This window comes from Caulobacter sp. 1776, from assembly GCF_040545685.1.
In the GTDB taxonomy this organism is placed as follows: Bacteria; Pseudomonadota; Alphaproteobacteria; order Caulobacterales; family Caulobacteraceae; genus Caulobacter.
The window spans coordinates 563558-576146 of record NZ_JBEPMI010000001.1 but is presented as its reverse complement, the minus strand read 5'-3'; the positions used below and the strand labels follow the sequence as shown (position 1 = coordinate 576146).

The 12589-nt window shown below is 65.7% G+C and carries 9 protein-coding genes; 6 read left to right on the top strand and 3 right to left on the bottom strand.

Annotation, left to right across the window (positions count from 1 at the left end; genetic code table 11):
• The first annotated feature begins 71 nt into the window (after window positions 1-71).
• Window positions 72-1691 (top strand): glucose-6-phosphate isomerase, encoded by a 1620-nt coding sequence (gene pgi / locus ABIC66_RS02595; RefSeq protein WP_354067823.1) that lies wholly within the window; start codon window positions 72-74, stop codon window positions 1689-1691.
• A 42-nt stretch (window positions 1692-1733) separates the two neighbouring features.
• On the opposite strand, the gene ABIC66_RS02590 is transcribed toward pgi, so the two are convergent.
• The 3 genes from ABIC66_RS02590 to ABIC66_RS02580 all read right to left on the bottom strand — a co-directional run bounded on the left by ABIC66_RS02590 (window position 1734) and on the right by ABIC66_RS02580 (window position 4578).
• The gene (locus ABIC66_RS02590) at window positions 1734-2021 is read right to left on the bottom strand and encodes a hypothetical protein (protein ID WP_354067822.1); all 288 of its coding nucleotides are present in this window, start codon (window positions 2019-2021) and stop codon (window positions 1734-1736) included.
• A gap of 91 nt (window positions 2022-2112) precedes the next feature.
• Window positions 2113-4185 carry a TonB-dependent receptor plug domain-containing protein gene (locus tag ABIC66_RS02585; RefSeq protein WP_354067821.1) on the bottom strand — a complete coding sequence of 691 codons (2073 nt, stop codon included), beginning with the start codon at window positions 4183-4185 and terminating at the stop codon, window positions 2113-2115.
• A 183-nt stretch (window positions 4186-4368) separates the two neighbouring features.
• Complete coding sequence (locus ABIC66_RS02580) at window positions 4369-4578, bottom strand: hypothetical protein (RefSeq protein WP_354067820.1); 210 nt, start codon at window positions 4576-4578, stop codon at window positions 4369-4371.
• Between the two features lie 1028 nt (window positions 4579-5606).
• On the opposite strand from ABIC66_RS02580, the gene ABIC66_RS02575 reads away from it, so the two are divergent.
• From ABIC66_RS02575 to hisG, 5 genes are all read left to right on the top strand, one after another.
• A complete protein-coding gene (locus ABIC66_RS02575; RefSeq protein ID WP_354067819.1) occupies window positions 5607-5855 on the top strand; it encodes a hypothetical protein in 249 nt (82 codons plus the stop codon).
• 748 nt (window positions 5856-6603) lie between these two features.
• The gene (locus tag ABIC66_RS02570) at window positions 6604-8463 is read left to right on the top strand and encodes a DUF6119 family protein (RefSeq protein WP_354067818.1); all 1860 of its coding nucleotides are present in this window, start codon (window positions 6604-6606) and stop codon (window positions 8461-8463) included.
• A 254-nt stretch (window positions 8464-8717) separates the two neighbouring features.
• Window positions 8718-10223 (top strand): histidine--tRNA ligase, encoded by a 1506-nt coding sequence (gene hisS / locus ABIC66_RS02565; RefSeq protein ID WP_354067817.1) that lies wholly within the window; start codon window positions 8718-8720, stop codon window positions 10221-10223.
• A 2-nt stretch (window positions 10224-10225) separates the two neighbouring features.
• Window positions 10226-11371 carry an ATP phosphoribosyltransferase regulatory subunit gene (locus tag ABIC66_RS02560; RefSeq protein WP_354067816.1) on the top strand — a complete coding sequence of 382 codons (1146 nt, stop codon included), beginning with the start codon at window positions 10226-10228 and terminating at the stop codon, window positions 11369-11371.
• Window positions 11368-12339 carry an ATP phosphoribosyltransferase gene (gene hisG, locus ABIC66_RS02555; RefSeq protein WP_354067815.1) on the top strand — a complete coding sequence of 324 codons (972 nt, stop codon included), beginning with the start codon at window positions 11368-11370 and terminating at the stop codon, window positions 12337-12339. The genes ABIC66_RS02560 and hisG overlap by 4 nt, the downstream gene beginning before the upstream one ends.
• Window positions 12340-12589: the final 250 nt, after the last annotated feature.

Sequence of the window (12589 nt, the reverse complement as noted above, 5' to 3'; positions counted from 1 at the left end):
CGCGGCGGCGGCTCTTTGATAAGCCCCGTTCCGTAAACAGCGATTTACCACGTTCGAAAGAAGGACTGCCCATGGCCGATCTCGACGCCGCCTGGACCCGCCTGGAAGCCGCCGCCAAGGCCGCCGGCGAAAAGCGCATCGTCGAGTTCTTCGAGAGCGAGCCTGGACGTCTCGATAGCCTGACCCTGGACGTCGCCGGTCTGCACCTCGATCTCTCCAAGCAGGCCTGGGACGAGGCCGGTCTCGAGGCCGCCCTGGACCTGGCCCACGCGGCCGATGTCGAGGGCGCCCGGGCCCGGATGTTCGGCGGCGAGGCGATCAACTCGTCCGAAGGCCGGGCGGTGCTGCACACGGCCCTGCGCGCGGCGGCCGGCGCCGATTTCAAGGCCGGTGGCCAGCCGGTCATGGCCGAGGTCGAGAGCGTCCGCCAGCGGATGAAGGCCTTCGCCGAGGCCGTCCGCTCGGGCGCGATCAAGGGCGCGACCGGCAAGCCGTTCAAGGCCATCCTGCACATTGGCATCGGCGGCAGTGACCTTGGCCCCCGCCTGCTGTGGGACGCCCTCCGGCCGATCAAGCCGCAGATTGACCTGCGCTTCGTGGCCAATGTCGACGGCGCCGAGTTCGCCCTGACCACGGCGGACATGGACCCGGAAGAGACCCTGGTCATCGTGGTCTCCAAGACCTTCACGACCCAGGAGACCCTGGCCAATGCCGGCGCGGCCCGGGCCTGGCTGGTCGCCGCCCTGGGCGAGGCCGGGGCGAACCAGCATCTGGCCGCCATCTCGACCGCTCTCGACAAGACCGCCGCCTTCGGCGTGCCGGACGAGCGGGTGTTCGGCTTCTGGGACTGGGTCGGCGGCCGCTATTCGCTGTGGTCGTCGGTCAGCCTGTCGGTGGCTGTCGCGGCCGGCTGGGACGCCTTCCAAGGCTTCCTGGATGGCGGCGCCGCCATGGACGAGCACTTCCGCACCGCGCCGCTGGAGAAGAACGCCCCGGTGCTGGTCGCCCTGGCCCAGATCTTCAATCGCAACGGCCTGGACCGCCGGGCCCGCTCGGTCGTTCCCTATTCGCACCGCCTGCGGCGCCTGGCCTCGTTCCTGCAGCAGCTGGAGATGGAATCGAACGGCAAGTCGGTCGGTCCAAACGGCCAGCCGGTCAAGCGCGGCACGGCCACGGTCGTGTTCGGCGACGAGGGCACCAACGTCCAGCACGCCTATTTCCAGTGCATGCACCAGGGGACCGACATCACGCCGATGGAGCTGATCGGTGTCGCCAAGTCCGACGAGGGCCCGGCCGGCATGCATGAGAAGCTGCTGTCGAACCTGCTGGCCCAGGCCGAGGCGTTCATGGTCGGCCGCTCGACCGCCGACGTGGTCGCCGAGCTGCGGGCCAAGGGCGTGTCCGAAACCGAGATCGCCACCCTGGCCCCGCAGCGCACGTTCGCCGGCAACCGCCCGTCGACCCTGGTGGTGCTGGAGCGCCTGACGCCCCAGACCTTCGGCGCCCTGATCGCGCTCTATGAGCACAAGACCTTCGTCGAGGGCGTGATCTGGGGGATCAACAGCTTCGATCAGTGGGGCGTCGAGCTGGGCAAGGTGATGGCCGGCCGCATCCTGCCCGAACTCGAAAGCGGCGCGAGCGGCCAGCATGACCCGTCGACCACGGCGTTGATCCAGCGGCTGAAGAAGTAGTCTTGGAGAGGGGCGAGCGCGCGAGGCGCTCGCCCGACTAGATCAGCAGGGGAACCAGCCCTGCCACGACGTCCAGCACCAGAGGCCGGTTTCGCCGCCGCTGGGACGCGGGATGCATTGCGCCAGGTATTGCTTAGCCTCGGAGACGCACGCCAGCCAGCCGGGCGCGCCCGGGTGCAGGTACTGGCCGTCCGCGCCCTCTATGCCTTCGCACCACTGCCAAGCGGCATAGGTGCAGTCGTCAACGCCGGCCTCGGCCGTCGGCGTATGCGCCGCGGTCGCCACCATCAGAGCCACGGCCACCACGGCCGCGCGAAGGAACTTACGCATGGTTGAGCCTCCCATTGCCCATCGACTTTGGGAGGCTCCGGCAAGATTGCAACGGGAAAAATACGCGTTCTAGTTTATTTCTCTTTGGCGCCTAGAACGTCTTCCGCACCCGCAGGGTCACGAACGTCCGCGGATTGATGTCGCGGTCCTCGACGAAGGCCACCGCGCGGTTGGTCGCGCGGTCGGCGAAGACCGTGCGGCGGATGGTGAAGTCGTCCCAGAGGTTCAGCTGGGCGCGGATCGCCAGGGTCGGGGTCGGCTTGTACTCGGCGAAGGCTTCGTAGTAGCCGGCGCCACGCCAGACATTGGTCTGGTCGACGTCGTAGGTGCCCTGGCCCAGCAGCGGCAGCCAGTTGATCCCCCACTGGGTCTTGTACTTCACCAGGTCCTGCTGGAAGCCGATATTGGCCTGGGTCGGACGGATGCCGGTGATCGGCCGGTCCTTGCCGGTCGTCGGGTCCTTCACGTGGGTCTCGTTCCAGTCGTTCTTGAACGTGAACCGGCCGCCCTTGATCCCCAGCTTGTCGGTCGGGATCACGATGTTGACCGACAGTCGGTCCAGCGTCGCGTCGCCGATATTGCCGACCGCCGACAGGCCGCCCGGCAGGGGCAGGCGGTCGATCACCCCGATGATCTCGTCGTGGCGATAGCCGATCGAGACGATGCCCTCGCCCCAGAAGCGGCGCTCGTAGCTCAGCTCCGAGATCCAGCGCTGCTCGGGCTTCAGGTCGACATTGCCGCCATAGACGGTGTTGTCGTCCAGGTCCGACGAGGCGGCGAAGTCCTCGAAGTCCAGCTGGCCCAGCTCGCGCTCGAAGCGGAAGCGGAACTGGTTGTTGGGCTTGGGCGTCCAGGTCGCCAGGAACCGGGGCTTCAGATAGAAGAAGCTCTTCTCGTTGCTGGCGTCGCCCGACTGCTTGATCGTCGACTTCTCGGCCCGCAGCCCGCCTTCCAGGGTCAGCTTCGGATTGACCCGCCAGGTCGCCTTGGTGAAGGCCTCGCCGCGCAGCTCCTCGACCTTGACCGAGGCGCTCGGCAGAGGCACCGCCACGCCGCCGACCGAATAGGCCTGCTTGACGTCCAGCATGTTGTAGGCGACCTCGCCGCCGGCCTCGAAGGTCAGGGCCTTGGACCGCTCGTAGCGGACCAGGCCGCGCAGGATCGATTCGGAGTCGTCGCCGTCGGCCGCGAACCGCTGCTGGGCGCTCTTGACGCCGTTCAGGGTGTCGTCGCTGGTCGAGACGTTGTCGAAGTTCTCGAAGCTGTGGATGGCCCGGGTCTCCAGGTTCCACTTCGGGGCCAGCGGGCGGGTGTAGGTCAGGCCCACCTCGCCCGAATGGCTCTCCTCGTCATAGGCGCTGCGGCGGAAGGCGACCGGCGAGGCCAGCTCCTGCCATTCCTGCCAGTCGTGATTGCCGAAGCGGGCCGTGGCCTCCAGCTTGCCGCCGGCCACCGGGCCCGAATAGTTGCCGCGCACCGAGTGTCCGCCGCCCCAGCCGTCGTTCAGATAGCTCTCGTCGCGGATCAGCTTGCCCGTCCCGTCGTGGCGGACGTTGCGGCCCGCGCCGTTGCTGTCGCTGGACGAGGTGCCGTCGCTGAGCGTCACGCCCCAGCTCTTGTCGCCGTTGGTGGCGGTGAACTGGTAGCTGCCGCCCCAGACGTCGCGGCCGCCGTCGAAGATCTGGTTGTTCCAGGTCAGGATCGACTGGTGGCTGACGCCCTTCTTCAGGACCACGTTCACGACCACGGCGTAGCCCTGCATGTCGACGCCGGGCGCGCCGCCGCGGATCAGCTCGATGTGATCGACGCGGTCGGCCGGGGTGCGACCCAGCACGTTGCTGCCGGTATCGTTCTTCGAGGCCGGGCGGCTGCCGTTGATCAGGATGTTGCCGACCGCGCCCTCGAAGCCCCGGGCCCCCGAGCCGTCGTCGATGGCGAAGCCCGGCACCCGGTCGACCATGTCCTGGGCCGTGTTCGGGCGCTGGGCGGCGAAGAAGTCGGGCTGGAACACCAGCACCCCGGTCTCGCCCGGCAGGGCCTGGGCGGCCGGCGCCTGGACTTGCGCCGGGGCCGGGGTCGACGCGGTGTCGGCTTGCTGGGCGTGAGCGGCGCCGGCGAGCAGAACGGTGGCCGCGGTGGCCAGAAGCATGGACTTGGTCATCACTGTTTCCCCTCAGTGGGGAGAGATCTGCCGGCCGCGCCCGTTCACCTCAAGTTACAAGGCTGAAAGGTGGATTACTTCGGCGACATATTACACGGCCGTCATGATCCTATACCGAGCGGCGCTGTGGATAAGTTTGGCCTCGATCCGGGTTTGACTTAAGAATTGGTGTATAGGGCGCGCCGCTCAGACGATCTTGAGCAGGCGCCGGCGCCACTCTTCCGGGATCGGCGGCAGATCTCGCAGCTCGTCCTCGATGCGCAGCAGCTTCTGGTAGGTCTCACGCAACATCCATTCGTCATAGGCGGCCTTGTGGGCGGCATTCACCGCCTCGGCCACGGCCGGCGAGGATATGGTCAGGGCGCCTTCGTGAGGCGGAGGCTTGGGCTTGGACACGATGGATCTCCTGTTGAGTTGCAAAAAGGCGCGGGGCGACGGTCTTCCGCCGGGAAAGCCGGCGGGCTGGGGAGGCGGCGGAGCGTCCGGGCCAGGCCCGGAGGGTTTTGGTGGAGTACCGTTTCGGCCGGGGCCGGAGCGCTCCGCGCGATCGTTATCCGATGAGCCTTCGGGGCGCGGGGTTTTAACCCGCTCCCGACATGAGGCCCCCGACGGGCGGAGGGAAAGCGACCCCTCCGGACCGCGCGGGCGATTTCAGCCCGCGCCTGGCGCGTCCGCCGAACCTTCGCCGCCAGGGTTTTGTCCCATGTTTCAGGGAACCCGCCGCTGGATCGGTCGCGAAGGCGTCTCCGAAGAGACCCCGACGAGCGCTACCCGCTCGACCGCCCCCACCGCCCGTCAGGTCGCCAGCTGGACGGCCTCCCCAGCGATGGGGCGAGGACAAGTATGGGGGCGGTTTTGGACGCGGATCATTCAGGGCCGCGTAAAAGTGAGAAGTCGTTGATTTCGTGGGGTTCGGTTTCGCGAACGCCGGGGATAGAGGCGGCTCAATCCCCGTGCTTTTTTGTTTCCCTCTCTCTGAGAGAGAGGGAGGGGCCCATCGCGCAGCGATGGGAGGGTGAGAGGTTACACCTTCTCCGAATTGAGCGTCGTCCGCCAAACCCGCCGTGTCATCCCGGAGGCCTCGTAGAGGCTATCCGGGACCCAGGGGGTGCGTGAACGCGGTGCGCGCCGCCCCTGGGTCCCGGGTCTACGCTGCGCTTCGCCTGGGATGACACATGTTGGTTTAGCCTCCTTCCCGCCCCGGGAAGGCGCCATCCTGACACCTCACGGCGAGACGGTCGCCGCTCCGCATCGCCCGCCCGGCGGCCCAAAATGAGCCGACGTCCGCCGCTCTCCGATTGACTCCCCGGTCTTCACGCACCAGAACAAAAAACGAACATTTCGGAGACCGTCATGACGATCCAACGCCTCTCGCCGGGGCGCGCGACCGCGCGCGTGCGCGCCCCCGCCCCCCGGTCGGCGCCATGACCCGCCGCCATTCCCGCGCGGGCATGCGCGACCCGGAGGCCTTTTTCGAGAGCCTGCGGCCGGCGCGCGCGGCCTGCGTGCAGCAGCTGCGCGACCTGCCGCCCAACGGGCCGCACTACAAGATGCTCCAGGTGATCGTCGCCGCCCTGGACGTCGGCGCGGCGTTCTTCACCGATCAGCGCGACTTCTACATCCTCGGGCGCGGGGACGCGGATCGCATGACGGTGTCTGCGGGGGACCGGTAGGGGGGGCCTTCCCGCCCTGGGGCGGTTGGGCGTCGACACCCTGTCAGGCGCCCGCTGCCCCCGCTTTCTCCGTGACGAGCAGATCCTCCCCCGCGTTGCGGGGGAGGTGGCCCGGAGGGCCGGAGGGGGCGCTCATCGCCCACCGTCATTCCCGCCCCCCGGGACCGGCTTCGCCGGCCCGAGGGCAAGCCATGTGGCGGGAACCCCTGGTTCAGCCGACTCGTGAAGCGCCTTGGCGGGCTGGCCCGCCACCCATCCGCCCTCGCGGCGGACAGAGGGGTTCCCGCCACAAGGGCGGGAATGACGAGCGTTTGGGGAGGTGGGTGAGAACCCTTCCCGCCCTCGGGAAGGCGCCATCCTTACATCTCACGGCGAGACGATCGCGGGGCTGTTCAGGTCCGTCAAGGACCGCCTCCGGCGGCCGCGCGCGGCGACGCGGAGCGTCGTCCTTGACAGACCTGACCAGCCCCGCACGCTGCAGCCTCCAAGAGATGTAAGGCTCGCACCGACCGGGGCGGTCGGGTGGCGACACCCCGTCAGGCGCCCGCCAATCCCCGCTCTCCCCGGCGAAAGCCGGGGCCCAGATTCATCCGGAGTCTTTGGGGCTGACGCGCCAGCGGTCGTCTCAATACGAGAGGGAAAAGCAGAGTTCCCCGGTTCGGGTAAGGGCGGAGTGGCGCATTCACCTGTTATGCTTGTTTATAGCCAGTACGCTGATCCATGGGTTGCGGTTTAGGCTGGGGGGCCGATGAAAAAGAAGAAACTGGCCAGTCGTCCTTTTTCGATCTTTCTTCTGAAGAAGGGGTTCGACGAGAAGAACTCGCTAAATGATGGCGCGAAATTAGCGCGGGCAAAAGCAAATAAGCTTCCGCCCGGCGCATCGGTCTTCATATTGGACGGAAAGCCTAGGGAGCCGTGGTGGAAAAATCATTTCGATATTGAGTGGGACCTAAATCAAGTAGGTAAGGGGGCATTGATATTTCTGCCGGTCATGGGTAGATATTTTGCTCTTTCCTTTGGTAATGTCTATCACCACCTTAAAGATGTTTCGTATGAGTATGATTTTGGATTGCTTGTTACGCTAAATTGCCTGAATCCGAAGGAGGTGAAGAGCGCCGATATGGTCGCGCCTGGTGCCTCCCGGCGTAAAAGAACGCAAGTGCCGAATAGTACTGACCTGACGTATCTGGATTTCGACGGAAACAGCGAAATCATAAAGAGCCTGACTGGCGCTGTTAAGCCTGAGTACGAAAACTTATTTCAAAATGTCACTGGTTCTGTATCTTTAAAAGTTAACCTGCGCGTTTCGCCAGGTGAGATGCCTAATCTATGCGGCAAGCTGCTCGATCTTTACGACAGCGATGACTACAAAGAAGCATTTCCGAATATTGCTAATATATCGCCGGTCAGGGATCCGGACGATGTCGCCGAGCTGGAAAAACTTCTCGTTGGGGTCTTCGGGAATCCTGACGATAATTTCGCAATATCTATACCGGATATAGTAGATTATGGGAGCGATCTGTGTGTTAGATTTCACATAGGAAGTATATGGAGTGACGTATATTCTGAAGTGTCTATCGACAGTTTATACGATTTCCTAGGTGAAGATTTTGACTTTTCCGTTGTTGGTATAGACTACATAAAAAATCTTAGAATGGTCTTGACCGATGCGGATGGATATCCCACGGCATCGTATAGTCTCTACAGGTCTCTTGTAACGGATGTTCAGTGGAGGGGGACCATCCATCACCTTTGTGAAGGGAGGTGGTACCGTGTGGAGGCCGATTTTCTTGTAAACTTAAAAGAATATATCGATCATAAATGCAAATTATCTGAACTGATTTCGTATAATCACGATTCAGAGAAAGACGGTGTCGCAATATATAGTGAAGAAAATTATAATAAAGCTGTTTGCATCGCTGATAGTAGATACATTTGTTTAGATAGAACAGATATTAAGCCATCCGGTTCAACAGAAATAGAGCCGTGCGACTTATTTATTGTTGATGCCGGGCAATCGCGCGCCAAGCTTCTGCACATGAAGATTTCTACGAAATCTGCGAGCTTGAGTCACTTGTTCAATCAGGGCGTTAATTCCATAGAGCTTTTGAAGGCCAATAAGAACTCAAAATCGAAGCTGAAAAAGCTAATAGAAGATAATATCGGAGATAACGATCTTAACCTATATCTATCACCCATAGAGAGTGGGCTCTATGAGGTTATTTTTGGAGTAATAACGCGCCTAGACGCGGGAAAAAAATCGGAAAATCTACCTCTTTTCTCTAAGATGAGTTTGAAGAGAAGTATGGAGCGTTTGGATCTTATGGAGGTCCCTAACGCGCTTGTTTTTGTTTCTGATGAAAGTGAGCGAAAAGGAAGTCGGCCCAAAAACCCCTCGATACTTGTTGAGATTTTTGATGACGGAGCCGGGAAGATTGAGGTGCGACCGCGAATTGGCCAACCTGGGTATGATCCGAGCGAGGTAGTCAAGAAGGTGCCGAAGGACGTTCGGGAGGCGCCAGTCGGCAGTCGGTTCCGGTTGGAGGTCAGGCGAAGCGGCAAAGGTGATCTATCCAGCTATCACACATGGAAGTTTGAGCCGGTCTAAGCCGTGGTCTGCTTGTGGCCAATATTCCAGCTTCATGTCCTCACCCCTTCCCCCACCGCTTCCTATCCGCTACACCCCGCACCCGATGACCCGCGCACCGCACCACCACGGCTGCCACCACCATCCGACCTCGCCTCGCGGGATCGGCCGGGTCCGTTCGCTCTAAAGCAGCGACCCAGCCAGAGCCCCGCCTAGCGGATGGGGCTTAAGCGCAAGCGCCATCCGTCGAAGCCTTGAAGACTTAAGGACCGACGATGACTTCCTCCCCCACGGGCCCCGAGACTCCGCAAACCGACGCTCAAGACTTCCGCCCCGAGGCGCGCAGCCCCCGCGGCTTCGCCGACAAGCGCGCCCGCGACCTGCGGGCCGAGCGGGCGATCCTGGAGGCGGTGTCGGCGATCTATGAGCGCTACGGCTTCGAGGCCCTGGACACCGGGGCGTTCGAATATGCCGACGCCCTGGGCAAGTTCCTGCCCGACAGCGACCGGCCCAACGAGGGCGTGTTCGCGCTGCAGGATGATGACGACCAGTGGATGGCGCTGCGCTACGACCTGACCGCGCCGCTGGCGCGGTTCGCGGCCCAGCACTGGGAGACCCTGCCCAAGCCGTTCCGCCGCTACGCGTTCGGGCCGGTGTGGCGCAACGAGAAGCCGGGGCCGGGGCGTTTCCGCCAGTTCATCCAGTGCGACGCCGACACGGTGGGCTCGGCCCGTCCGGAGGCCGACGCCGAGATCATCGCCATGGCGGTCGAGGGGCTGGAGGCCGCCGGCCTGCCGCGCGGGGCGGCGGTGCTGAAGATCAACAATCGCAAGCTGCTCAACGGGCTGCTGACCTCCGCTGGCGCTGAAAGCGCCGGCCAGAAGCTGGCCGTGCTGCGCGCGGTCGACAAGCTGGACCGGCTGGGTGTCGAGGGCGTGCGGCTGCTGCTGGGCGAGGGCCGCCTGGACGAGAGCGGCGACTTCACCAAGGGCGCGGGCCTGAAGGGCAAGGCGGTCGACCAGGTGCTGGACTTCGTGGCGGCGGGGTCGGCCGGCGGCCGCGCGGCGACCCTCGACAACATCGCCAAGGTGATCGGCGGCTCGGCCGAGGGCGACGAGGGGCTCTTGGAGCTGTCGCGGATCGATGCGGCCCTGGCCAGCCTGGGCATCGCCGACGACCAGGCCTTCATCGATCCGTCGATCGTCCGGGGTCTTGAATATTACACCGGCGCGGTGTTCGAGGCCGAGCTGCTGCTGAGCACCACGGACGAGAAGGGAAACAAGGTCTCGTTCGGCTCGATCGGCGGCGGCGGGCGCTATGACGACCTGGTGGCGCGGTTCACCGGGACCGCGACGCCGGCGACCGGCTTCTCGTTCGGCGTCACGCGCCTGGCCGCGGCCTTGCGGGCGGCCGGACGCGAGCCGGGCGGCGTGGCGCGCGGGCCGGTGGTGGTGATCACCTTCGACCAGGCGCACATGGGCGAGTACTTCTCCGTGGTCGGACAGCTGCGCGCGGCGGGCATCGCGGCCGAGGTCTATCTGGGGACCTCGGGCATGAAGCCGCAGATGAAATACGCCGACCGCCGGGGGGCGCCGGCCGTGGTCATGCTGGGGGGCGACGAGATCGCCGCCGGCACGGTGACGATCAAGGACCTCGACGCCGGCCGCATGGCCGCCCAGGCCCTGGTCGACAACGCCGCCTGGAAGGCCGAGCGGCCCGGCCAGCAGACCGTGGCCCGCGACCAGCTGGTCGACGTGGTCCGCAAGATCATCGAGGGGTGAGCATGAGGCTCGAGCGTTCCATTCCGGCGGAGGCGCTCGACGCCATCCGCGCCCCGCTGCTGGCGGCCGGCGCCGCGGCGACCGACGCGCCCGTACTGCAACCTCTGGGCTTGCTGCTCGACCTGGCCGGCGAGGCCATGCGCTCGCGGCTGTTCGTGGTGTCCGGCGACGGCGGCGAGGAGGCCTGCCTGCGCCCCGACTTCACGGTCGCCGTGGCCCGCGAGCACTTCGCGTCCGGCTTAACGAGCGGCCGCTACCGCTACGAGGGCAAGGCGTTCCGCGTCGCCCCGCGCGGTTCGGACCGGGCCGAGGAATTCCTGCAGCTGGGCGTCGAGGCGTTCGAGACCGGCGACCCCGTGGCCGCCGACGCCGAGATCGCCGCCCTGGCCTGGGCCTCGTCGGCCGCCGGCGGACGGTCGGACCTGTCGCTGATCCTCGGCGACGTGTCGCTGTTCGCGGCCTTCGTCGACAGCCTGGACCTGGCCGCGCCGCTGGCCGCCCGGCTCAAGCGCGCCTTCTCGCGGCCGCGCCAGCTGAAGGCCGAGCTGGACGGGGAGGGCGACGCGCCGAGCGCTGAACAGTCGCGGATCGCCGCCCTGCTGGCCGGCCTGCCGGAAGCCGAGGCCTCGGCGGTGCTGCAGGAGCTGTGGTCCCTGGCCGGCATCGAGCCCGTCGGCGGCCGCCGCCCGGCCGAGATCGCCCATCGCCTGGTCGAAAAGGCCGAGACCGCCCGGGCCGGTCGTCTGGACCCGGAGCAGGCCGCCAAGGTCCGCGCCTTCCTGGCGGTCTCGAACCGTCCGGACGCGGCCCTCGACGCCATCGCCGCGCTCGCGGGCCCCCAGGACGCGAGCCTGAAGGCCGCCATCGCCGGCTGGCGTCAGCGCCTGTCGGGCATGGCCGCGCGCGGCGTGCCGCTGGACAGGGCGACCCTGGCCGCCGCGTTCGGCCGGGCCTTCGGCTATTACGACGGCTTCCTGTTCGAGGTGCGCTCGGCCGCGCTCGGCGACGAGCGGCCGCTGGCCGCTGGCGGCCGCTATGACGGCCTGCCGTCGCGGCTCCTTGGTGAACGAGGGGGAGTCTCCACCAACACCGGCGCGGTGGGCTGCATGGTCCGTCCGGCGCGCGCCTATGCGGGAGGCGGCGAATGAGTTCCGCACCGATGATCTTCGCCATCCCCTCGAAAGGCCGCCTGAAGGAACAGGTCGAGGACTGGCTGGCCCAGTGCGGCTTCAAGCTGGACATGACCGGCGGCGCGCGCGGCTATTCGGCCGAGCTGGCCGGCCTGCCCGGCGTCTCGGTGCGGCTGCTGTCGGCGGGCGACATCGCCGCCGGCCTCGACAGCGGCGACCTGCACCTGGGGGTGACGGGCGAGGACCTGCTGCGCGAGCGCGGCGACGACATGGACAGCCGGGTCATGCTGCTGCGGGCCCTGGGCTTCGGCCGCGCCGACCTGGTGGTGACCGCGCCCAAGAGCTGGCTGGACGTCGACACCATGGCCGATGTCGACGAGGTCGGGCACGCGCATCTGGCTAAGACAGGCCGGCGTCTCCGTGTGGCGACCAAGTACGTCACCCAGACCCGGGCCTTCTTCGCCCGCCATGGCGTCGCCGACTACCGGATCGTCGAGAGCAGCGGCGCGACCGAGGGGGCTCCAGCCGCCGGCGCCGCCGAGCTGGTCGTCGACATCACCACCACCGGCGCGACCCTGGCGGCCAACGGCCTGAAGATCCTGTCCGACGGCGTGATCCTGAAGAGTCAGGCCCAGCTGACCGCCTCGCTGATCGCCGACTGGTCGGCCCCGCAGCTGGACAGCCTGGAGCGGCTGCTGGCCGTGGTCGAGGCCAAGGGGCGGGCCGGCAAGCTGGCGACCCTGGTCTGGCCGGCCGAGCAGGACGCGGCCGGGCAGGCGGCGGTAGCGGCATTCGTGGCCAAGGGCGGCTCGCGCCGGGCCAACGGCGCCCTGCTGGCGACCGCCGACCTGTTCGACGCCGCCGCGGCCCTGGCCGCGGCCGGGGTCGAGCCGGTGACCGTGTCGCGTCCGGACTATGTGTTCGAGTCGCGCTCGGCCGTGCTGGATCGTTTCGTCCAAACCCTGGAGGCCAAGCCGAAAAAGTAAGTTTTGACACCCTTGTCAAAAATTGCGGTTAAAATGGCGCGTATCTTCGACCAGGGCGTCCAAACTACGCCTATCGCGTCAAAAATTCGGCCAACCCGTTGCGAAAAAGGGTTTTGATGCGTTGACACCGTCATCAATTTGACGTTTCTAGACACTGCAAGGACGAAACGAGCCCAACAGAGAGCTCCCGTTCTTCGGCGTTTCGGGGAGGAAACGCCCGCCTAGATCGAATGATCGAGAAAATAGCCAG